The organism is Virgibacillus sp. 6R, assembly GCF_001895305.1.
GTDB classification, from domain to species: Bacteria; Bacillota; Bacilli; order Bacillales; family Amphibacillaceae; genus Virgibacillus; species Virgibacillus pantothenticus.
This window is the reverse complement of sequence record NZ_CP017762.1, coordinates 930,025-953,368: the sequence shown is the minus strand read 5'-3', so window position 1 is coordinate 953,368 and position 23,344 is coordinate 930,025. Positions and strand designations below refer to the sequence as shown.

The 23,344-nt window shown below is 38.1% G+C and carries 16 protein-coding genes and 1 other annotated feature; of the genes, 10 read left to right on the top strand and 6 right to left on the bottom strand.

Translation table 11 applies throughout. From position 1 onward, the window contains the following. The first annotated feature begins 787 nt into the window (after positions 1-787). Positions 788-1,100 (top strand) — a binding site (T-box leader). Positions 1,101-1,232: 132 nt separating this feature from the next. The 10 genes from BKP57_RS04400 to carB all read left to right on the top strand — a co-directional run bounded on the left by BKP57_RS04400 (position 1,233) and on the right by carB (position 16,164). Further along, positions 1,233-2,075: an SAM hydrolase/SAM-dependent halogenase family protein gene (locus BKP57_RS04400; protein ID WP_072741048.1), complete on the top strand. Its 843-nt coding sequence runs from the start codon at positions 1,233-1,235 to the stop codon at positions 2,073-2,075. Between the two features lie 286 nt (positions 2,076-2,361). Further along, positions 2,362-3,480 (top strand): sensor histidine kinase, encoded by a 1,119-nt coding sequence (locus BKP57_RS04395; RefSeq protein ID WP_072741047.1) that lies wholly within the window; start codon positions 2,362-2,364, stop codon positions 3,478-3,480. Next, the gene (locus BKP57_RS04390) at positions 3,458-4,099 is read left to right on the top strand and encodes a response regulator transcription factor (protein ID WP_050350171.1); all 642 of its coding nucleotides are present in this window, start codon (positions 3,458-3,460) and stop codon (positions 4,097-4,099) included. The genes BKP57_RS04395 and BKP57_RS04390 overlap by 23 nt, the downstream gene beginning before the upstream one ends. Positions 4,100-4,305: 206 nt before the next feature. Then, positions 4,306-5,238 carry an ABC transporter ATP-binding protein gene (locus BKP57_RS04385; RefSeq protein WP_050350172.1) on the top strand — a complete coding sequence of 311 codons (933 nt, stop codon included), beginning with the start codon at positions 4,306-4,308 and terminating at the stop codon, positions 5,236-5,238. Positions 5,239-5,248: 10 nt separating this feature from the next. Then, complete coding sequence (locus tag BKP57_RS04380; protein WP_050350173.1) at positions 5,249-6,505, top strand: ABC transporter permease; 1,257 nt, start codon at positions 5,249-5,251, stop codon at positions 6,503-6,505. Continuing rightward, a complete protein-coding gene (locus tag BKP57_RS04375) occupies positions 6,502-7,614 on the top strand; it encodes an ABC transporter permease (protein WP_072741046.1) in 1,113 nt (370 codons plus the stop codon). Before BKP57_RS04380 ends, BKP57_RS04375 begins: the two co-directional genes overlap by 4 nt. A 462-nt stretch (positions 7,615-8,076) precedes the next feature. Further along, complete coding sequence (locus BKP57_RS04370) at positions 8,077-10,275, top strand: YhgE/Pip domain-containing protein (protein ID WP_072741045.1); 2,199 nt, start codon at positions 8,077-8,079, stop codon at positions 10,273-10,275. Between the two features lie 169 nt (positions 10,276-10,444). Beyond that, a complete protein-coding gene (locus tag BKP57_RS04365; protein WP_072741044.1) occupies positions 10,445-11,407 on the top strand; it encodes an alpha/beta hydrolase in 963 nt (320 codons plus the stop codon). A gap of 447 nt (positions 11,408-11,854) precedes the next feature. Continuing rightward, complete coding sequence (locus BKP57_RS04360) at positions 11,855-12,946, top strand: carbamoyl phosphate synthase small subunit (protein WP_050350177.1); 1,092 nt, start codon at positions 11,855-11,857, stop codon at positions 12,944-12,946. Next, positions 12,925-16,164 carry a carbamoyl-phosphate synthase (glutamine-hydrolyzing) large subunit gene (gene carB / locus BKP57_RS04355; protein WP_050350178.1) on the top strand — a complete coding sequence of 1,080 codons (3,240 nt, stop codon included), beginning with the start codon at positions 12,925-12,927 and terminating at the stop codon, positions 16,162-16,164. The genes BKP57_RS04360 and carB overlap by 22 nt, the downstream gene beginning before the upstream one ends. A 382-nt stretch (positions 16,165-16,546) precedes the next feature. Here carB and BKP57_RS04350 read toward each other — a convergent pair whose 3' ends face one another. The 6 genes from BKP57_RS04350 to BKP57_RS04330 all read right to left on the bottom strand — a co-directional run bounded on the left by BKP57_RS04350 (position 16,547) and on the right by BKP57_RS04330 (position 23,318). Then, positions 16,547-18,547 (bottom strand): S9 family peptidase, encoded by a 2,001-nt coding sequence (locus BKP57_RS04350; RefSeq protein WP_072741043.1) that lies wholly within the window; start codon positions 18,545-18,547, stop codon positions 16,547-16,549. 129 nt (positions 18,548-18,676) lie between these two features. Next, a complete protein-coding gene (locus BKP57_RS04345; RefSeq protein WP_050350180.1) occupies positions 18,677-19,180 on the bottom strand; it encodes a DNA topology modulation protein in 504 nt (167 codons plus the stop codon). A 146-nt stretch (positions 19,181-19,326) separates the two neighbouring features. After that, positions 19,327-19,479 (bottom strand): hypothetical protein, encoded by a 153-nt coding sequence (locus BKP57_RS21895; protein ID WP_156875271.1) that lies wholly within the window; start codon positions 19,477-19,479, stop codon positions 19,327-19,329. Between the two features lie 113 nt (positions 19,480-19,592). Further along, positions 19,593-21,278 (bottom strand): acetate--CoA ligase, encoded by a 1,686-nt coding sequence (acsA, locus tag BKP57_RS04340; protein WP_373314158.1) that lies wholly within the window; start codon positions 21,276-21,278, stop codon positions 19,593-19,595. 151 nt (positions 21,279-21,429) lie between these two features. Then, a complete protein-coding gene (locus BKP57_RS04335) occupies positions 21,430-22,962 on the bottom strand; it encodes a solute symporter family protein (protein WP_072742369.1) in 1,533 nt (510 codons plus the stop codon). A gap of 2 nt (positions 22,963-22,964) precedes the next feature. Further along, positions 22,965-23,318, bottom strand: coding sequence for a DUF485 domain-containing protein (locus BKP57_RS04330; protein WP_050350182.1), 354 nt, complete (start codon positions 23,316-23,318; stop codon positions 22,965-22,967). Positions 23,319-23,344 lie beyond the last annotated feature (26 nt).

Below are 23,344 nucleotides of genomic sequence, written 5' to 3'. Positions count from 1 at the left end.
TCTTTTTCACACTATAGGAAAGTATAAGATTTTTTTGGTTTATAGTATAAGAAAAACAAAGGCTTCCGCCATAAGACTTGGCGACAAGCCAAGTTTTTCTAAAAAGAAAGAGGGGCGGGTAGCTGTTTCTCTTTATTTCAGAGGACGGGGGCGGCAAAGGAGTCGCAAGCGGCAACTTGCGACTCCGACGACGGTTATCCGCAAGGAGCGGCGACTTCGTTACAGGATATCATAACTATATAACATTGGCGCTATTCATCCTTTATGAACTCCATCGGCAGAGTGGCTTTACTTGCTTTCTCGGCTATTTACAATTAACAATACAAGCGTAGCGAACGAAAACATCAGTTCAAGCGTCTTGTCAATTGGTATCAATTTGTTTCAGCCCCTTTCTCTAAGGGATTACCAGTCGCCAAGCATGAAGAAGCAGTATTAGCTTCCTTAGCCCCTCTGCATAACCTGTCCTCTCCATTATACTATAATACGTACTATAATTGTGGAAATAATTAGGAAATGGTATAATATTCTCATTTTTCAATCAATTAAGCAATATTCCCTAGTCTTCGCTTGTTTTCTGTAGGCTATAAACCTGAGTTATATGCTTCTAAAGCAATGTTATTCATTTAACCTCAAATTAAGGTTGATTTTACTAGGAAAATAGGCTATAAATAGTAGTAATCATGTATTGTCAAACTAAATTTGAGCAGTGGATTTTTATATTCGTATAATCGACAGAATGAGGTGAATCGCACCTTGCTTTTGTCTGGAAGTTACATGTAAGATAAATAAAAAAGCGATGACAGAGGAAAAGTAAGATTTGTTTATTTTATCCAGAGAGCTTCGAATGCTGAGAAGAAGTTAAAAGACAAATCAGAACAATGGCCTCTATGAGCTTCGTGCTGAATGTATCCCTAATGATTAGTAGGCTTCGACGGGGTGGTGCCCGTTATCATAACCAAAGTATGAATTGTTCATTGCAAACGGTGATGTTACCACTTCTAAGTGGCTACCTTTGTAAATCAAGAGTACTTATAGAGGCTGTATATGTGAATATATAGTAAAATAAGGTGGTACCACGTAAATAAAACCACGTCCTTATCCATTTAAGATAGGGGCGTGGTTTTTGTGTAGATCACTTTAATATAGCTGTTAATCAAACATGAAAATGAAGGAATAGTACTATATAAATTTGCAAAGAAATACTACTATATCAAACTATTGGAGGAATGAAAATGTTAAAACATGTCGTATTGCAAACAGATTTTGGTTTAAGTGATGGTGCGGTTAGCGCCATGTATGGTGTTGCTAAATCAGTAGACCCATCTGTTCAAATTTTTGACTTAACACATGATATTTCTCCGTATAATATTTGGGAAGCTTCTTACCGTTTATACCAAACGATTTCGTATTGGCCGGAGGAAACAGTATTTGTATCTGTCGTCGATCCTGGTGTTGGAACAGAACGATTAAGCGTTGTTGTTAAGACGAATGCAAACCAATATATTGTGACACCAGATAATGGAACGCTTACGCACGTAAAAGCTCATATGGGCATAAAAGAAGCTCGTATCATCGATGAAAAAATAAATCGTCTGCCACGTTCTGGTGAGTCTCATACCTTTCACGGACGAGATGTGTATGCATATACAGCTGCAAGAATAGCTGCCAGGGTGATTCCCTATGAAGAAGTAGGTCCCCAACTGGAAGTTGCTCAGCTCGTTTGTTTAGCTAAGGAGCAGGCTAGCAATAATAATGGAAAAGTACGTGGATGTATCGATATATTAGATGTGCGGTTTGGTAATCTGTGGACAAATATAGACCGGAGCTTATTGATAGAGGCAGGATGTCAATATGGGGATGAGTTACATGTTAAGATTTCCCACCATGAGAAAGATGTGTACAAAAATAAGATGTTGTTCGCGCGATCATTTGCTGAAACTCATTTAGGAGAATCATTATTGTATGTTAATTCCTTAGATAAAGTAGCTGTTGCCCTAAATCAAGGTTCATTTGCCAAAGCCTACCATATAGGAACAGGAACAAGCTGGAAAATAACCATTCAGAAAGTGAAATGACCGAATTGCTATTCTCCAAAAGAGCATTATTTGCTAAGATAATAATAATGATCATAACATAGGGCGAATTGTTAAAAGGACTTCGTTTTTGTTTCAAATGCCGAGGGGGAAAAGCAGGGTTGTTGCCTTTCTAACGGTCGAAGAGTTACTGCTTTCATTAAACCTCATTGCTGTTAAAAACTGTAGATGATACAGGTGGATAATAAAGCAGAGGGGGGAATGCGAGCTGCTGTTAGCCCCCACTTTGCATTTGAAAACCGCATGATGAAGAAAGGTCGGGGAAGCAGTGGCATTATTTTTCGGAAGAATTAGCTTATTTAGTTGTCTATGGATCATTGTTATTTTATTTGACAGTAGCTTTATTCCATTTAGTATAAGTTTATTTGCAGTTTCTTTTGCTTTATTCTGTCTATTATCGCTTGAAAAGCATAGTATTTATATATATGTTGCGTTATCTCTTTTATCTGTAGTACACATAACCGCTGTCGGTACAGATGATTTTTTTATTCTGTTATATCTGTACTTTCTTATCGTTGATGCAGCTTTCAGGCTAAGTGAACGTCAGCTAAGTGGCTATCTGTGTTTTAATCTGATTATAACGGTATTTTACTCCGTTCTTGTCGGAAGCTATGTGATAGAAGTTATGATTTTAGACATTTTCTTTGTTATTCTTGTCCTATCGAGCAATCGCTTAACTGCAGAGCGAACAGAACTTCGGCATATGTATGAACAGCTTCTTGGCGAGTTCAGAAAAAATAAGCGAATGCATGCTTCGGCTGAGCGAGCGGCACGATTAGAAGAAAGAACTAAAATAGCTCGAGATATTCATGATTCTGTTGGTCATCGTTTGACAGCTCTAATGATGAAAATGGAGATACTATCTATTCAAAAAAAGGAACAGGATTATGAGGAATTAAAACCAATGGCAAAAGAGGCGTTAGAAGAGACAAGAGAAGCTGTGAGAGCATTACAGAATGAAGAAATAGAGGGAATAGCATCTGTCGTTCAGCTAATTCGAAGATTAGAAGCAGAAAGTCAATTAATGGTGCAATTTACCCTCAAACAAGGTGTACTATCGATTTCGCTCAAGAATAAGCAAAGTATTACTTTATACCGAGTTATACAGGAAGCTTTAACAAATGCCATGCGGCATTCGCCCTATCGAGAAGTTCAAGTAGTTTTGGGACAATCAGCAATTGGCGATGTTACCTTTGAGATAAGAAATCGAATTCATAAAGCACGGCATTTGCATGACGGTTTTGGTTTGACAAATATGAAGCAAAGAATGAAAGAAATAGACGGTAGTTTACATATATATCAAACGGAACAGGATTTTGTTGTTACAGGAGCAATTCCTTGTGGCGTAAAGGAGAAAGAATATCATGTGGCGGATACTAATCGTTGAGGATCAAGTCATAGTTCGACAAGGCTTAAAAATCATTTTGGAGCAAGACGAGCGAATTAATGTTCCACATGAAGCGGAAAATGGAAAAGAAGCAATTGAAATTCTTGAACAGCATCTTGTGGATTTAGTAATGATGGATGTACGGATGCCAATAATGAATGGAATTGAAGCAACTAGAATCATTAAACAGAAGTGGCCATCCGTTAAAATCTTAGTGCTAACAACATTTAATGATGATGAATATGCTTTATCTGCTTTAAAGGAAGGTGCAGATGGTTTTTTACTTAAAACTACAGAATCAAAGAAATTAATAGAAGCAGTCCACAGTTGTATGCGTGGTGGGATGACTATTCATGATGAAGTAGCTGCCAAAGTTATGCCGCGATTATTAAAGGGAATGGAACAAAAGAAAATTGATTTATCCATTTCTTTATCAGATCGAGAGTTATTAATTACGAGATTAGTAGGAGAAGGTAAAACAAACAAGGAAATTGCCCAAACTTTGCATTTATCAATTGGAACAGTTAAAAATCATTTAACGCAAATCTTACAAAAGACAAATTTACGAGATCGAACACAGCTTGCCATTTTCGCAGTAAAGCATGATTTAACATATTGAAGTCTTAGAAGATTAGCTGCAAAGCTGCAAGAGCATCCATAGGGTTTCTTTACATTGTATGCTTGGACTAAAAACAATTTTTATAAAAAATACCTACACCTCCCTTTAGAAAGTGACCTGCGTCACTTTATTTTTTTTGCTTTAATGACTGTAGGTACTGCAAAGTTTGAAAAATAATCGGTAAACTAAATACAGGAGGAGAGGCTATGCTTGAATTAGTAAACATTTCAAAAAGGTTTAAACAAAAATATGCTGTTAAGAGTATGAATATGTTAATTGAACGCGGCGAGATTGTTGGACTGCTTGGCCCAAATGGCGCCGGTAAGTCAACAGCCATTTCTATTATGTCATCATTAGTGGAACCAACAGAAGGGGAGGTTTATTTTAAAGGTCAGAGTATTTTGAAGAAACCAGAGCCCCTTCGAAAGATAGCTGGTATCGTCCCACAGGAAATAGCTCTATACACAGATTTAACGGCGGAAGAGAATTTGCAATTTTTTGGAAGAATTTATCAGTTGAAAGGAGCAAAATTAAAAGAGCGCATCGATGATGTATTGCAAACGATCGGTTTAACGGATAGAAGAAAAGAAGTCGTGAAGAAATTTTCCGGTGGAATGAAAAGACGCTTAAATATAGGTGTAGCTTTATTGCATGAGCCGGAGTTAATCGTAATGGATGAGCCGACTGTTGGGATTGATGCACAATCAAGGAATTATATTCTTGAAACAGTAAAGCGATTAAATGCAGAAAAGAACGTTACGATACTTTATACGAGTCATTACATGGAGGAAGTCGAGTTTTTATGTGATCGTATATATATTATGGATAAAGGAAACCTCATTGCTGCTGGGACGAAAGAAGAAATTAGCCGAATTTTATCTGGTGAAAAAACGATTGTCATTGAGGCTAACCGCCTAACTGACCAATTTATCCATGAACTTAAGGTACACCCACTGATAAATAGTATGAACGCAAGTGATAAGCAAATAACGATCATGGTAGCAAAAGAGGTTAATATGTTTACAGATTTAATTAAATTAGCTGAGGAATGCTCCTTAGAACTTTGCTCTGTTCATATAAAAACGCCAACACTGGAAGATGTATTTCTTCATCTTACTGGTAGAGCTTTGCGAGATTAGGGGGGGTTCCATGATTAGACAGATTATTAAAAAGCAATTCCTTGTGTTATGGAGAAATCCTGTACAACTGTTATTGCTTATTGCTTTACCTATCATCCTCATCTTCATTTTAGGATGTGCATTAAGCAGTTTCATGAATGGTGATACTCCTGAAATTCAAGCAAAAATCGCTATTATAGAGCACCGTTCTGAAACAGAGCAATTGGACCAATTCCTACTTGATATGAATGGTAGAACAGATTTTCATAAAGAAAATATGGTGAATATGGAGAAAGCATTACCCATACAGACACTGAAATCTATTTTTAATACGGAAGCATTGTCGGAGATGATGGAGGTTGAAGAGGTTTCTGTAAGTAAAAAAGAAGAAATCTTGAATGATAATTCGTATACTGCAGTAATTGAAGTACCTGAAGACTTTACGTACAAATATCTTTCGCATACGTTGTTAAATGGTGACGAAATGGCTGAATTGCTTGTAATGGGAAATGAACAGCAGCAAATTGGCGCAGGAGTTATTCATAGTATAATAGAGAATTTTCAGCAGCAGCTTACCCTAGGGACTTTTCTTGAGCAAAAAGGGTTAGATCAGCAGATAATGAGTTTATCAGATTCTTTGCTGAAAAGTAAGCGTACAAGCCTTCAGCAAAACAAAATTATTACTGCTAAAGATTATTATACCGTCGGGATGGCGGTTATGAATGCCCTATTTATTGCTTCCACCATTGGAACGATAGCTTTTAGAGAAAAGAAAATGTTCGTGTTTAATCGCATTATTTTAGCTAATATGTCAAAATGGGTGTATTTTAGCGGCATCTTATGTTCAGCAGTGATCTTTACCTTCTTCCAATCATGTATTATTTACGGATTTGCTTGGCTTATATTTGATGTAACTTGGGAGAATATGTTTGCTTTTCTTATCATAACAATCGCATTTTCAGTTGCTGTAGGAGGAATCGCTGTATTATTAACCGCAATTAGCTATCAAATGCACTCCGAAACGATTACCAATTTCTTCTCAGGAGCTATTGTTGCCCTTATGGCTTTAGTAGGCGGAAGTTTTTTTCCTATCGGAGACAGTTCTGAATTGATCCACGTGATTGGTAATTTCACTCCAAACGGTTCTGGAATGTCCGCATACTTATCAATACTAAGAGGAAACTCGGTGCAAGAAATAAGCTCTCATATATTATTTCTCTGTCTTTTTGGTGTCGCAATGATTATCATCGCCGCTTTAACATTTCCTAAAAAGGGGGAGATGGTATGATTGCTATTTTGATTGCAAAGGCGAAACATCTATTACGTAATCCTTGGACATTTCTCAGCTTTATTGGAATGTCGATTGGCTTTGCTTTCATTACGGGATCTGCTGGGCAAGAGAATATGATCCGTGTTCCTGTAGCAGTTATGGATGATGAAGTTAACCAATCTTCTATAAAGACAGCATTAGAACAAGAAGAAGCAATTCTGTTTAAGGAAATGGAAAAAAAGGATATGTTTCAATTAATTGAAGATGGAAAAGTAGAAGTTGGTGTTTTATTAAGGAAGGATTCTTACGAGTTAGTTGTAGGTGTAGAATCTACTACGGTTACGATGGTGGATAATGCTGTACACCAAGCATATATCCAGTATTTACAGCAAAAGAAAATAGTAGATCATGCAAGCGAGTCTCGGCAAGAGAAAGATGCATTTGTAAAGGAAATGAATCATGCTTTAGATGAACCAGTGTTTTCTATCCGTGTAAGTAATTTCACCAGCGATAAAGGATTCATCTATGATCCGAAGTATCAATTTTTGTTCGGTTTTAGTTTGTTCTTTGTTATTTATACGATCGGCTATAATGTACTACCTATTTTAATTGAAAAGCAGGATGGGATTTGGGATCGGCTTATTTTATCACCTGTAAAAAAATGGGATATGTATGCTGGTAATATGATTTATAGCTTTTTCGTTGGCTATTTACAGGTAGCAATTATTTTTTCGTTTTTCTATTTTATTATTGGGATTGATTTTAACGGCATGTTTATGGAGGCTTTATTGCTGTTAATTCCTTATGTTTTTACGATCGTTGCATTAGCTATTTTGTTAACCGCTGTGGTGAAAAATGCACAGCAATTTAATGCCGTCATCACGATTTTTGCAGTATGTATGGCGATGATTGGTGGGGCATATTGGCCAATTGAAATTGTGGAATCGAAAATTTTGATTGGCCTATCGAAAATAAATCCGTTAACCTATGGGATGGAAATATTACATGGAGCTGTGAATTATGGTTATTCATTTGAACAGCTTTTCTATCCGATTAGCATACTGTTATTAATGGGAGTTGTCATGATTAGTATCGGTATTCATTTAATGGAAAAACGGCATATTTGAGAAATTAAATATTTGAGTAACATATTCATGTCCCAATGTCCTCTTTGCAGAGTTAATATGTCCGCAAAGAGGACTTTTTATGTACGATGTGATTTCGTTATCAGTAAGGGAAAGAATGGTCCAATCTTTGATTTTTTGTAAGATAAGAAAATATCACTAGCGTTGCATTAAAAAATAAATGTAAAGTCAAGCAATACGATTTATTTATCTGGTATTGTTATTGGAAATTTCAGATAAATAACCTGTCTCATTTTAGAAAAAAAGACAATAGGCTTTAAGGGTAGCCCTTCATCCATTATCAGAATACTAGATGACGTATTAGTGAGACAATTCAAAATTGGATTACTTTTACTTATAGCTGGTATTGTTCGTTTAACGTTGTTATAATCATCCATTATACTAGATTTTTATCACTAAAAAATGAATGACCATTCATTTTAGGTTAGAAGGTTGCGTGAATTTATGAAAAACAGCTGGCGAATTTTTTTCACAGATATAAAAAAGGTAAGTAAGAACTGGGTAGCTGCCATCATCATTGGTGGTCTGATACTATTACCCTCTTTCTATGCTTGGTTTAACATTAAAGCTTCTTGGGATCCATATGGGCAAACCGACCAAATTCCTGTCGGCGTGGTAAATGAAGACCAGGGCGCAACAGTGAGAGGGCAGGATATTAACGTAGGAAAAGATCTTGTAAAAACGTTAAAAGAAAATAAGAAGATGGATTGGCGGTTCACTGATCGTAAAACAGCGATGGAAGAAGTAGAATACGGCAATTATTTTGCTGTGATTGTGATTCCGAAAAATTTTTCCAAGCGTCTCGGGACCGTCATTGAAGATAATCCGGAAAAAGCGAATGTAGAATATTATGTGAATGAAAAAATTAATGCAATTGCCCCGAAAATTACGGAAAAAGGTGCTTCAGTCATTGTGGAACAAATTAGCAGTCATTTTATTTCTACTGTTAATGGAGTAATCTTTGATATGTTTAATAACTTAGGGATTGAACTAGAAAAGGATCTCCCTGATATAAAACGATTTGAAAATTATGTGTTTGAGATGGAAGAAAAACTGCCAGAAATTAATGACCTGCTTAATCAATCATTATCAGATGCAAATCAGGCGCAAGACATCGTTAACAAGGCACAAAATTTAATACCTGATGCGAAAGAAGCGACCGATAATGGGTTAACTACGATTGATAATACGACAGCCTTGTTAAAGAAAGCGGAAGGTCGTTTAAACGAAATGGCGCCAAAAATAGAACAGGATTTACGGAAAGTGCAGGATATTGCGAATAAAGCAAACAACTTTATCCAAGATATTCAGCAAGTAGATATTGATTTTAGTGAAGGAAAAGAACTAGCTAATCAAATTAATCACCAGCTTGACGATGGAGCTAACAGAGTTGGATCTGTAATCGAATTGTTAGAGCAATTAAAGCAGCAAAACGAACAATCCGATAACAACCAAAATGAAGAGCAAGGCAATAACCCAAGTATTGATAATCAACAGCTCGATCAGGTGATTGAAAGATTAACTACGTTACAAGAAGGATTAACAAATGTTAAAGAGACAAACAAAGAAGTTATCCAGTTTATAGATACGAAACATGGAGACGTGGAGCAAACGATTGGTGAATTACAGCAATTAGCTGAAAATACATCAACGAATATTGATGCCTTTGTAAAAGAGTATAAAGAGTCGATTGAACCAACTGTTATGGCGGAAATTAGCCGAGCTAAAAACACACTTTCAAAGGCTCGAGGCATATTGGTAGATATTCAAGGGATGATTCCAGAGGTAGAGCGTATCCTGGGAAGTACAGAAAGTAACTTAGGTGAAGGTGAAGATATACTTAAACGTGCTCTGGGAGAATTTCCTTATGTGAATAGTAAAGTCAAGGAGCTTGCAGATCGAATTCGCAGTATCCAAGGAGAGACGGATATTAACGAGATCATTAAACTTCTACAAAATGATCCAGAAGCAGAGAAAGGTTTTTTTGCTGAGCCAGTACAGTTGAATCAGAATAAGCTATTTCCAATGGAGAATTATGGTACTGGAATGACCCCGTTCTATACAGTGTTAGCTATATGGGTTGGCGGATTGCTGCTCATTTCTTTATTAGCAACCGACGTGCATGAGCTAGTTAATTATACAGAAAGACAAATGTATTTCGGACGCTTATTTACGTTTATGGGAATTGGCTTTTTACAAACAATCATTGTAACGGCAGGAGATTTGCTCTTATTAGGTGTCGATGCTGCTGAGCCATATTGGTTTTTACTGTTTGGTATTTTTATCAGTATGATTTTTATGCTCATCATTTATACGGTTGTTTCTGTGTTTGGCGACGTGGGAAAAGCAATGGTGATTGTATTTCTTGTTTTGCAAATTGCTGGTTCAGGTGGAACGTATCCTGTTGTTCTATTGCCAGAGTTTTTCCAAGCGATTAATCCATTTCTTCCGTTTACGTATGCCATTGATCTGTTACGGGAAGCGATAGGAGGTATTGTTTGGCAACGTGCTAGTAAAGATATTTTTTATCTTTGTTCGTTCGGGGCTGCGGCCATCGTACTTGGGGCATTTTTAAAACCAGTTATTAACCGGCATACCAATAAACTAAAAGAAAAATCTAAAGAATCCGGGTTATTTCACTAATAATGATACCCAGAGGGCCCCATTTGAAGTAAGAAATATTTTAAATGGGGCTACATTTTATGCTTACATCTTGGTAGTAATGTCTTGTAAACATATACCAGCAACTTGTTAGTTTCATATAAGACTTTTTCCCTATATAATGGATAAATAGAATGAAAAGGCGGGAAAAATGTTGAAGAAAAAGATAATTTTACGTATAGGTACTGGTATTATTGTGCTACTTGTAATCATTGACATAATAGGAAGTTTTTATTTTTATCATTTAGCCATTTCCCGAAATGAGAAGGATTTTTTGCAAGAGAATGAGGATCTTGAAGTTTCTGCAGAGGCACTGAGTGAAATGCTAGATGGAAATTGGCGAGGTTGGGTTCGTAAACAGAATTTTGAAACCTGGAAAATGACTTCGTTTGACGATCTTAATTTACAAGGTTATTATCTACCAGCGAAACAAGAGACGAATAAAACAGTTATTTTTGCTCATGGCTATTTAGGCCGTGGCTTGGATATGGGGATGTTTGGCCAATATTATTATGAACAGTTAGGCTATAATATGTTTACGGCAGATTTAAGAGGCCATGGAGAAAGCGAAGGAGACTATATTGGATTTGGCTGGCATGATCGGATAGATTATGTCGATTGGATTAATCAAGTCATTGAAAAGCAAGGAAAGGATGCGGAAATTGTTTTACACGGTGTATCAATGGGAGCTGCAACTGTATTAATGGCTAGTGGTGAGAAGCTCCCTGATAATGTCAAAGCAATTGTAGCAGATAGTCCTTATACAAGTGTTTATGACATGTTCGATTATCAAATGGGGCGAATGTTCCATTTGCCTGCATTTCCACTTTTACCAAGCACAAGCCTCGTATCTAAAATGCGCGCTGGATATGGCTTGCGGGAAGCTTCTGCGGTGAAGCAAGTCAAAAAAGCAGAAGTACCCATTTTATATATTCATGGAAATGCCGATACATTTGTTCCAACTCGAATGAGCGAGGAATTATATGATCAGACAAATAGCCCTAAAGAGTTAATTACGTTTGATGGAGCGGGACATGGCGAGGCATTTGTGACCCATAAAGAAAACTATATAGAAAATTTAAATAGATTTTTAGAGACATATCTTCCGCAGTAGACCTCACTACAACTACTTATCCCCCAATTGCTCGGTATCATCTGCCCATTGGGGGTGTTGTTATTACGAAATCCTTTTGTCCCGTATATAAGGTGCTGTAAGACTCTCACTTCAAGGAGTTGGATAATAAATCTGTACAGTAACAAGTCTAAGTGGATGATAACAGCACCTATATGCCCTGTTTCGTAAGAGACCTTTAGGTCAAACCCTTGGGCTACTAACCAATCAGAGGGCGATGAAAGAACCCCCACTGATTGAAATTCACTTTATACATTTTGCATACATTTTTTCGTTCATTAAAACACGTGTACTAGTAGATTTTTTACTATTAATTGAATCATGAATGTATAAATATTAAATAAAATTTATAAATATACTTGAAACTAGGAAGAAGTATCTCTATAATATGGAATAATTAGAATTCCATCATAGAGGTGAATGAAGAAAATGACAAAGGGACAGCTCGTTTTAGAGACAGGGGAAATATTTACCGGAGATTGGATTGGGTATATGGAGGAAGGTGTTGGAGAGCTTGTTTTTAATACAAGTATGACTGGTTATCAAGAAATGCTAACTGACCCTTCGTACGCTGGGCAAATCGTGATCTTAACTTACCCTGTCGTTGGGAATTATGGAATGAATGTGAATGATTCCGAAAGTTACCGTTTACAAGTTGCTGGTGTTATTTTGAACGACGTCTGTGACGAACCGAGTCATTATCAATTGCAGTCTACTTTTACGGAAGCATTAAAAAAGCATGCTATTCCTGGCTTGAAAAATGTGGATACGAGGGCACTCGTTGCTTTGATCAGGAAATATGGAACGGTAAAAGGGAGATTGGTGTTAGAGAAAGCTTTTCCGGATTACAAATATGAATTTACGTTGCCAAGTGTAAAGGAGTTAGTTCAGGAAGTAGCAGTAAAGTCTCCAATCCAAATGGGCGAGGGGAATTGTCATATCGTCATTCTTGATTTTGGTTATAAAAAATCGATTGTAACAGCACTGCTTGAGCTAGGTTGTCGGGTAACGGTAGTTCCTTATCACTATACCGTAAAAGCAATCAAGGCGTTACAGCCAGATGGTATCATGATAAGTAATGGTCCGGGCAACCCTAGTGAGCTTCAGATCTATTTTCCGCATATAAAAGCAGTGACGGAAGCTTATCCAACATTAGGGATTTGCTTAGGACATCAGCTTGTTGCTTTGGCACACGGTGCAGAAACCGAAAAATTGCCGTTTGGACACCGAGGGTCAAACCATCCGGTAAAAGACTTGCAAACAGGTAAAATAAGCATAACTGCGCAAAACCATGGCTATGTGGTAAAAAAAGAAAGTCTAAGCAGTACCATTTTTCAGGTAATTTTTGAACATGTCCATGACCAATCTGTTGAAGGAATGAAGCACAAACACTTACCTATTACTACTGTTCAATTTCATCCAGAGGCTCATCCTGGACCAAGTGATACGGCATATATTTTAACCGATTTTGTACAGCAAGTCATACAGTTAAAGGAAGAATGGTTATGCGAAAAAGCTTAAATAAAGTACTGGTGATAGGTTCTGGGCCAATCGTCATTGGGCAAGCTGCTGAATTTGATTATGCAGGAACACAAGCATGTTTAGCGCTTAAGGAAGAGGGAATCGAAGTTATTTTAGTAAACAATAATCCAGCAACCATCATGACGGATAAAGCGATTGCTGATCGCGTTTATTTGGAAGCTATAACGGTAAATAATTTGGAAAAGATTATTGCTAAGGAAAGACCGGACGGGTTAATCGGTACACTTGGGGGACAGACCGGATTAAATATAACAATTGCACTACACGATAAAGGTATTCTTGCCCGGTATCACGTAAAAGTACTTGGAACGGAAGTAGAATCCATTCAAAAAGGAGAAAGCAGAGAAGCATTCCGACAGTTAATGCTCGATATGAATGAACCAGTTTCCCAATCAAAAGTAGTCGAAGATATTCAAACAGGGATTTCATTTGCAAAGGAAATAGGTTTTCCTGTTATTCTACGTCCGGCGTATACATTGGGGGGAGAAGGTGGAGGTTTTGCATACAATGAAACAGAACTTATAAAGCGATTAGAGAATGCTTTAAAGCTTAGTCCTATCCGCCAAGTACTTGTAGAAAAAAGTATCAAAGGTTGGAAGGAAATTGAATATGAAGTCATACGAGATGCAAACGATACATGCGTAATTGTTTGTAATATGGAGAATATGGATCCAGTGGGGGTACATACAGGCGATTCCATCGTAACAGCTCCTTCACAAACTTTAACAGATACACAGTATCAGATGTTACGCGTAGCTTCGTTAAAAGTTATTCGTGCATTGAAGGTAGTCGGAGGATGTAATATTCAGTTTGCTTTAGATCCAACATCAAATAACTATTGTATTATTGAGGTGAACCCAAGAGTAAGCAGATCCTCGGCACTCGCATCCAAAGCGACAGGTTATCCTATAGCACGTGTGGCAACGAAATGTGCCCTAGGCTATCGTTTGGATGAAATTGTAAATCCGATTACAGACACCACCTCGGTTGCGTTTGAACCTGCACTGGACTACGTTGTCGTAAAGCTGCCACGTTTTCCGTTTGATAAGTTTACTGAAGCTGATCGTACATTAGGGACGCAAATGAAAGCAACTGGGGAAGTGATGGCAATTGACCGCACATTTGAGGGCGCACTAAATAAAGCTGTCCGTTCATTAGAGATGAATGTAGATGGCTTACATTTACCTAAATTCACCAACATATCGGATGTAGCTTTACGTGAATGGATTGAAGAGCCTAATGATGTGCGGTTATTTGCACTTGCTGAAGCAATAAACCGTGACTGGTCTCTAGAAGAACTACATCTCATCACACAAATCGATCCTTGGTTTTTAGCTAAAATGGAGCGAATTTTAGCTTTAGAAAAACAATTGGCAGCCTATACCATCTCTAATATCCCGAAAACTTTATTACTACAAGCAAAACGGTTTAATCTGGGGGATAAGCAGATTGCTAGGATAATAGGTGCAAAGCCAAATGAATTAAGGGACAAATATAAACAGCTGCAAATAAAACCTGCATATAAATTAGTGGACACCTGCGCTGGAGAATTTGCTGCTGCAACCCCATATTATTATTCAACGTGGCATGGTCAAGACGAAGTGAGAGTAAATCAAGGAAAGCGAAAAGTATTAATTCTTGGCTCTGGACCGATACGGATTGGTCAAGGAGTCGAATTTGACTATTGCTCTGTACATGCTGCCTTAGCGGTGAAACAACTTGGATACGAAGCAATTGTCGTAAATAATAACCCAGAAACCGTTAGCACCGATTACTCTGTTGCTGATAAGTTATATTTTGAACCATTAGCGCTAGAAGATATTCTACAAATTATTGCGAAAGAAAAGGCAGCAGGAGTGCTTATTCAGTTTGGCGGCCAAACAGCAGTAAATCTGGTAACAGAACTCGAACAAGAGGGTATTCACGTTTATGGAACAACACCAAAACATATTGCTCAAATGGAGGAGCGGGAGCAGTTTTATCAGTTATTGGATGAAGGTTCCATTCCACATATGAAGGGATATATGGTTCAACATAGCGGGCAATTAGATGAAGCCTCGGAGCAACTTGGTTTTCCGGTGTTAATTCGACCTTCTTATGTGATCGGAGGACAGTCCATGTTTATTGCCTATGATCAGGAAGAGCTTGAAAATTACGTCATGCGTATTCAAGCGGATACGAATGACTATTGCTGGCCGTTGTTAATTGATTCATATCTTCCAGGTAAAGAATGTGAAGTCGATGTAATTAGTGACGGGGAAAGGGTCCTTATCCCAGGTATTTTGGAACATATTGAAAAGGCTGGTGTGCATTCAGGAGATAGCTTGGCGATCTTTCCACCTATAACGCTATCGGATACAGAAAAACAGCAGATCGTCTCGATTGCTACAAAAATTGCTCAATCTGTACCGATTGTCGGTGTGATGAATATTCAATTCATCTTATATCACGAAGAAGTGTATGTATTGGAAGTGAATCCGCGAGCTTCACGTACCGTTCCGATCATGAGTAAAATGACAGATCTACCTATGGTGAAGTGGGCTGTTCAAGTGCAGCTTGGATATGCTTTAGAGGAAATTACAACAGAAATGAATCTATGTCAAGAACCTCCATTTTTCACCGTAAAAGCGCCAGTTTTTTCTGCAGGAAAGTTAAAAGGCGTTGATCATGTATTGGGTCCAGAAATGAAGTCTACGGGAGAAGTCATTGCTATTTCTTATCAGCAGGAGGAAGTTTTAACTAAAATTGCTGCTTTCCTTTTTGACCAAACAAAGGCGTATAAAAATCTCACTATGCTCGTATCTATTGCCGATCGTATGAAGACAAGCAGTCTTAAAACGATTCAATCAGCCAGTGAAGCGGGTATTTCCTTACTGGCAACAAAAGGAACAGCTCGTTTTTTAAACGCAAACGGTATTTCCGTTAAGCATGTGATCCATAACCGAGATGAACTTACAGATACTTTGGAACCATATCCGCCTGACATGATTCTGAATTTGCCAGAACAAGGTAGAAACGTGAACAGTTTTGGCTTTCATCTTCGTGAGTGGGCGGTTCGTTATCAAGTTCCTTGCTTTACAAGCTTGGAGACTTTTGAAGCAATCGTGTTAAAAACAATATCGGCGTGTGACAGTTTGCCAATGCTGGCGCTACAAGACTATCATACAACTCTATTCAAGACAAACGTAACAAACTGATTATTTTTATCCCGTATAAAAGATGCTGTAAGACTCCCGCTTTTAGGAGTTGGATAATCTGTACTGCAACAAGTCTAAGTACGAGATAACAGCGCCTAAATGCCCTGTTTTTTAGGTCATACCCTTGGGCTACTAACAAGCCGTGGGGGATGAATGAAATCTCTTTGGCGATTGAAGATTCACTTTATTTAAACTAGTCGAGAGCTGGTGTTGCGATCAGCTCTCGATTTAGTTACGCATGTAACTAGCAGTATGATGTTTTCCTTCCATACTACGCGGTGAATCTAGGAAAATAGCTGGAAGTCCAACTGTAAAAGGGCATGAACCATAAGTGGAAGCGGGAAATAACTTCCACTGATAAGAGATGTGGACTGTATGCCTATTATAGATAAGTGTCAAACCATCTTATAATATGGTTTAAACGTTCGATTCGCATGTCAGGATTTCCGCTCCTGCTTAGTTCGTGGTTTGCGTGAGGGAAGCGCACGAATTCTACTTCCTTTTTCAAGTGTTTTAATGTAATAAACAACTGCTCGCCTTGCTCAATCGGACAACGATAGTCCAATTCACCATGTAAAATAAGCAATGGTGTTTCCACGTTTTTAGCATATTTTAATGGCGAGAACTCCCAAAGTTTTGCTGGATCATCTAATAGATTCACTCCATGCTCCCACTCGGTAAAGAAGAAGCCAATATCACTTACACCATAAAAGCTAAGCCAATTAGAGATAGAACGCTGTGTTACAGCGGCTTTAAATCGATTCGTATGACCAACAATCCAATTGGTCATAAACCCGCCATAGCTCCCACCTGTAACGCCTAGACGTTGTTCATCGATAAAGCTATACTGATGCATAGCATAGTCTACAGCTGCCATGATATCACGATAATCGCCACCACCATAATCACCTCTGCATGCATTGACAAATGCCTGCCCGTATCCGTGACTTCCCCGTGGGTTAGTATACAAAACGACATAACCTTTTGCTGCAAGGAGCTGCATTTCAAAGAAAAATGTCTGCCCATACATAGCATGAGGACCGCCATGAATTTCTAATATAGTTGGGTATTTTTTCCCTTCTGTAAAGCCATAAGGACGTAATAACCAACCTTGAACTTCCCAATTATCTTCAGTCTGGATAAGCAATTCTTCCGGTTCTTGAAGGTCTACATCCCTAAGAAATGTACGATTATTATCTGTCATTGGTTCTAGCGTGCCATCTTCCTGTAAGAGATAAAATTCACCTGGATTTGTCGGTCTGCTCATTCCCAGGATGAAGGAATTACTGTATTTGTCATAGGAAAATCCAAAAATATGATTGTTTTGTTTATAAATGACTTCGTTACCACCATCAATGGAAGCTGCGTGAAATTCTGTAGCCCCTTGATCTGTTGCAATAAAGAAAATCTTTGAACTATCTTCATTCCAAATTGGTCCTGATTCTGATTCGCCAAGCCGTGTATCACCGATCATGGCATCACCAAGCTCCACATCCCAGTCTTTGCTCAAGCAGGTTCGCTCTTTCGTTTTTATGTCAAATACGTAAAGTTCAGTAAGGGACGCACCTTTATAGGCAAACTCATGCCCAAAGCTAGCGATTTTACTGCCGTCTGGTGAAAAAACAGCTTTATCGTAAGTGCTTTTTCCATCTGTAAGCTTGCTCGTTGCTTTTGTCATTAAATGGAGACAATAGAGATCATTGGTTAATTCATAATCCGCATTATCGGTTAAATTAGCTGCGTATAGTAGCGTTGTACCATCAGGAGAAATATCCTGAAGGACATGGTCAGCATCTGCCTCTGTTAGTTGGTATAATGCTTCATCGTAGATTGTTAACATGATAATCTGGGCTCGTTTTTGATCATGAAAGCCTCTTGCATCAGATTTATATGTGATACGATTGACGATCAATGGTTGTTTTTGCTTCTGTTCTTTTTCTTTTTGCTCTTCCTCTTTGGTAGGCTCTTTTTGGTTATGTATATCATCGTCAGCTTCGAGGAAAGCAGTAAAGAATACATGTTTACCATCTTTAGACCAGATTGGATTTGTGGCTCCATGGCGAAACGTCGTCAATTGTTTTGCCTCACCGCCGTCTGTATGGATCAACCATAGTTGGGGACGTCCGCTTCTAGTAGATTGAAAGACAGCTCGCTTCCCATCAGGGGAAAATCGTAGATTGCTATTTTTAGATGCATGAAAGGTCCAAGGGGTAGCATGCTTATCTTTAAGTCTTTGGTACATTAGCTGTGATTCATACTCATTTTGATCATTAATGGTTGTCATTGTGTACGTAAAAGCCCGACCATCTGGTGTGAATTGTGGATCACTAACGACGTTAAGTTGCAACATATCATCTACTTGAAGTGCTCGTTTAAGACTCATAGGAAAACCCTCCTTGATAAATATGTAATCATAGTTTAAACTATTTCGACACGCGAATCAATTAGGAGGTGAGAGATAATTTAGATTTTTCAATCGCTTGCAATTGCAATGGTTCATGTATCACAAATATTAGCTAAGTTTTTGAAGAAATTTTTGTAACTGGGTTCTGTTTTTGAAAATAAGCTGTCGTTTGTCTGGGTAGTTCGCTAGGCGCTCGTAGATGTGTGGAGCTTTCCGTTTATTAAATTTGCGAACCCATTGAAAGAATTCCCGATCCAGTTTTTCCGGGCAGCCTTCAGTTAAGTCAGGACGTGTTCTGTTATGATATTGAATTCTCCGTTTGGTAATTCCATACAAGCAACGAATCGTGGAGAAATGTAAAAGGATGATAGTGTCAGCTTCTTTTAAACGTATATCCATCGTTGCGCCGTAATTGCCGTCAATAATCCAAGCGTCTTTTTCCATCAACTTTTTTGTTTCCTGAACAAGTTTTTCCCGTTTTATCGGAACCCAGCCAGGTTGCCAAAAAATGGTGTCCATATGATAAGCGGGTATACCTAAAAGGTCACTTAATTTTCTAGCTAATGTTGATTTTCCTGATCCGGGGTTGCCAATAATCATAATCTTTTTCACTATGCAGACCTCCTAGAGTTAAAGTGGGGGAGATGTTTTAAAAATAAACTATCGAAAGGCATAAAATTTTAGGGTTTATAATAGAAGAAAACTACAGCTATCGACAAAAAACTGGTTCTAACAAAAAAATGATGAAGGCAGACAACTTATGTAGGAGCACGAAGCGCTTCAAAAACAGCAGAAGACCAAGCAATACGTTGCAAGTAATCAGCTATTTGAATAACTAGTAAAAAGATTGCCATAAAGCTTGAGAAAATAAACGACAGTTCACATTGTTTCAAGTGAGCTGTCGTTTTCATTTTAAAAGATTTTAAGCAAGGAGAAGTGAGATAAAGTACAGTTACTAAGGTAGTAGCTATAACAAGCCTAAACTTATCCCATGTTCATGGTGTTTTTGAATAACTATCAATCATCATTTCTCCATTGTTGAGAGATCGCCTGCTGGCAAATTAAGCTCCCATGCTTTTAATACCCGACGCATAATCTTTCCACTTCTTGTTTTCGGTAAAAAGTCGCGAATCTCTATTTCTCTAGGAGCAGCATGAGCTGCAAGACCCTCTTTAACAAATTGGCGGAGTTCTTGTTCTAGATTTTCCGTTTTTTCAAAGCCATCTCGTAGTGCCACAAACGCTTTAACAATTTCTCCACGAACTGGATCTGGTTTACCAATCACAGCTGCTTCAGCTACCGCAGGATGTTCAATAAGCTTACTTTCTACCTCAAATGGCCCTACTCGTTCTCCTGACGTCATAATGACATCATCATCTCGTCCTTGGAACCAAATATAACCGTCTTCATCCATTGTAGCTAAATCTCCGGAAATATACCAGCCTTCTAGTGCAAAGTATTCTTTCCATTTTTCTTCGTTTTTCCAAATTCGTCGCATCATTGATGGCCAACCTGTTTTAATACATAAACGTCCCATTTGGCCTCTTGGAACCTCATTGCCATCCCCATCTAAAATAGCTGCTTCTATACCCGGAAATGGTTTTCCCATAGAACCAGGTTTTATGTTCATTGTCGGGTAGTTGGAAATCAAAATACCTCCTGTTTCTGTCATCCACCAATGATCATGAATATGGAGACCATAAACTTTTCTTCCCCAGTGAATCACTTCTGCATTAAGCGGTTCTCCAACACTTAAAATATGTCTCAATGAACTAAGGTCATATTTTTGAATGAGTTCATCGCCAACAGCCATCAGTCTACGAAAAGCTGTAGGAGCGCTATACCAAATGGTAACTCGGTATTTTTCAATAGTAGAATACCAGTCTTCAGGGGTAAATCTCCCACCACGGATAACACTGGATGCGCCATTAAGCCATGGTCCAAATATTCCATAAGATGTACCAGTTACCCACCCTGGATCAGCTGTACACCAATAAACATCATCCTCTTTTAAATCTAATACCCATTTGGCAGTTTGGTATTGTTGTATCATCGCGTTATGAACATGCAATACCCCTTTTGGTTTACCAGTGGATCCAGATGTATAATGAAGAATCATACCATCTTCACGATCCATCCATTCTATACCAAGTTTACGCGGTGATTTTTCCATTTCTGTTTCATAGTGGTAGAAGTTGGTATGCTCCGTATTCTCTGGAATATCGCCATCACCTATTAAGATGATATCTTTTAAATGCGGCAGTTTTTCATAAGGAACGCGTGATAATAGCTCCGATGTTGTTATTAATGTAGAAGCCTCACTATTCTCTAAACGATCGTGCACTGCTTGTTCCATGAATGCTTCAAACAAGGGCCCGGCAATTGCGCCAATCTTCAATATTCCAAATAAACTAATATAGGTTTCAGGCTGACGTGGTAAAAATAGAAACACGCGATCTCCTTTTTGAACACCTATTTTCTTTAGTACATTGCCAAACTTGTTTGATAAATATTTCAAATCCTGAAACGTATACTTTTCGTCGCGTGTCAAATCACTATAATATAAGGCAACTTTGTTTTTCCGCCATGATTCAGCGTGACGATCGATTGCCTCATATGCCATATTGACTTTTCCTGTTTGGTACCAAGAGAACGTTTTTTCTACTTCTTTCCAAGAAAAATTTGCACATGCTTCCTCATAGCTAGGCATGTTTGGTTTCTCATGTAAAGAAGCAACTGTTTTACTCATACGAATCCCTCCTATAAGATATCATTTGGTGAAATTATATCTTTATATAAAATGTATGCTGATAATAAAAAATATGACGCGTTGGCTAATAGAATAATATATTATTCTTCCATTAAGAATCTCTATATCCAGTATTTGCTTTCACTTTAACTTCAGCATATCGTGTAGCGTCATGTTCTTTTGATAATATCGTTCCAATATAACCTCCTAGAAAACCAAGTGGTACAGATATAAGCGCTGGATTATCCAGAGGGAAAAGAGGATTCCCCACAAATAACGCTTCCCCCTCATTTGGAGAAAATACACTTGGACTAATAGAAACAAGAATTAATGCAGAAGCTAACCCGCAGAGCATCGCTGTAATCGCACCTGTTGTATTAAACCTCTTCCAATATACGGTATATAAAATAACAGGCAGGTTAGCACTTGCGGCAATGCAAAAAGCAAGTGAAACAAGAAAAGCAACATTTAACGTTTGGGCAAACAGTGCTAATAGAATCGAGAAAACGGATACAGATAAGGCTGCATAACGAGCGGCGAGCATTTGCTGTTTATCGGTTGCCTCTCCTCTTTTTAAAATTTGACCGTATAAGTCATGAGCAAATGCGGATGCTCCTGAAAGAACAAGTCCAGCTACTACTGCGAGAATTGTTGCAAAAGCAACTGCAGAGATAAAGGCAAATAAAATGTCTCCACCGATTACTTCAGCTAATAATGGAGCTGCCATGTTGCCACCTGGATTTGCAGCCAATATGTTACGCTCGCCAACAAATGCTGCCGCACCAAAGCCTAAAAAGAGCGTTAATATATAAAAGACTCCAATTGTCCATGTTGCAGTAATGACTGAGCTCCTTGCTGTTTTGGCATCTTTTACGGTGAAAAAGCGCATCAAAATATGAGGCAGTCCAGAAGTTCCGAGAACAAGTGCAATCATTAAAGAAATAGTTCCCAGTGGATCGGTATACTTTAAGCCAGGCTTTAAGAAGTCTGCGCCATGACCTGTTGCGGATTTCACTTCTGTAAACATTGTGGAGATGTTAAAGTTGAATTTCAGTAGAACAAGAAATGAAATAATCACCATTCCAGCCATTAGTAGAACTGCTTTCGTAATTTGCACCCAGCTTGTTGCAATCATTCCACCAAATAACACATAAATGGTCATCATGACGCCTACAATTAACACAGCGATCCAATAATCGATTCCGAATAAAAGCTGGATGAGTGCTCCTGCGCCGACAAGCTGTGCAATCATGTAAAAAAGCACAATGGTAATAGTACTTAAAGCAGCGACACCACGAATTTTTTTTGCATCAAAGCGAGCATTAATCATATCTGCTAATGTATATTTTCCGAGATTACGTAGTGGTTCTGCAACAAGTAATAATACTACTAAATAGGCAATTAGAAACCCAATACTATAGAAAAAACCATCAAAACCATGTAACGCAATTGCCCCTGCAATCCCTAAAAAAGAAGCAGCCGATAAATAATCTCCAGCAATTGCTAATCCATTTTGCCAACCAGTTAAACCGCCCCCAGCAGTATAAAAGTCTCCTGTGGTTTGCGTTCGTTTAGCTGCGAAATAAGTAATCACTAGTGTTAATAATACAATGCTCAAAAATAAGATGACTACGGTGGCATCCATCTTCATATAGCATCTCTTCCTTTGTCGTCTATTTGTTCACGAATGATTTGCTCAGCTTGCTCATCAAATGAAGCAGCCTTTTTCACATAAATTGTAGATAGCACCCATGTCATAATGAACTGAGAAAAAGCAAAAATCCATACCCAGGAAATATCGCCAAACGCTGGAGTATTTAAGAAAGTTGTATAAGAGGTTAAGATTGGCAATATAAAGTAAAATACTAAAAAGAAAATCGTTAATGGCAAAATAAATTTTTTTCGTTCGTACATAAGTCTTTGAAATGAAGAACTGTTTTCTACCTTGACATAATCCACTCCCTGCCTAAACGTACGCTGCTTATCATAGTGACTCTCCAATGTTATCCTCCTCCTTTTTTTATGAC

Bases quoted from the DNA above. Each gene is read 5' to 3' on its own strand.
- BKP57_RS04400 (WP_072741048.1), top strand. From the start codon at position 1,233: ATGTTAAAACATGTCGTATTGCAAACAGATTTTGGTTTAAGTGATGGT.
- BKP57_RS04390 (WP_050350171.1), top strand. From the start codon at position 3,458: ATGTGGCGGATACTAATCGTTGAGGATCAAGTCATAGTTCGACAAGGC.
- BKP57_RS04385 (WP_050350172.1), top strand. From the start codon at position 4,306: ATGCTTGAATTAGTAAACATTTCAAAAAGGTTTAAACAAAAATATGCT.
- BKP57_RS04380 (WP_050350173.1), top strand. From the start codon at position 5,249: ATGATTAGACAGATTATTAAAAAGCAATTCCTTGTGTTATGGAGAAAT.
- BKP57_RS04375 (WP_072741046.1), top strand. From the start codon at position 6,502: ATGATTGCTATTTTGATTGCAAAGGCGAAACATCTATTACGTAATCCT.
- BKP57_RS04370 (WP_072741045.1), top strand. From the start codon at position 8,077: ATGAAAAACAGCTGGCGAATTTTTTTCACAGATATAAAAAAGGTAAGT.
- BKP57_RS04365 (WP_072741044.1), top strand. From the start codon at position 10,445: ATGTTGAAGAAAAAGATAATTTTACGTATAGGTACTGGTATTATTGTG.
- BKP57_RS04360 (WP_050350177.1), top strand. From the start codon at position 11,855: ATGACAAAGGGACAGCTCGTTTTAGAGACAGGGGAAATATTTACCGGA.
- carB (WP_050350178.1), top strand. From the start codon at position 12,925: ATGGTTATGCGAAAAAGCTTAAATAAAGTACTGGTGATAGGTTCTGGG.
- BKP57_RS04350 (WP_072741043.1), bottom strand. From the start codon at position 18,547: ATGAGTCTTAAACGAGCACTTCAAGTAGATGATATGTTGCAACTTAAC.
- BKP57_RS21895 (WP_156875271.1), bottom strand. From the start codon at position 19,479: ATGAAAACGACAGCTCACTTGAAACAATGTGAACTGTCGTTTATTTTC.
- acsA (WP_373314158.1), bottom strand. From the start codon at position 21,278: ATGCCTAGCTATGAGGAAGCATGTGCAAATTTTTCTTGGAAAGAAGTA.
- BKP57_RS04335 (WP_072742369.1), bottom strand. From the start codon at position 22,962: ATGGATGCCACCGTAGTCATCTTATTTTTGAGCATTGTATTATTAACA.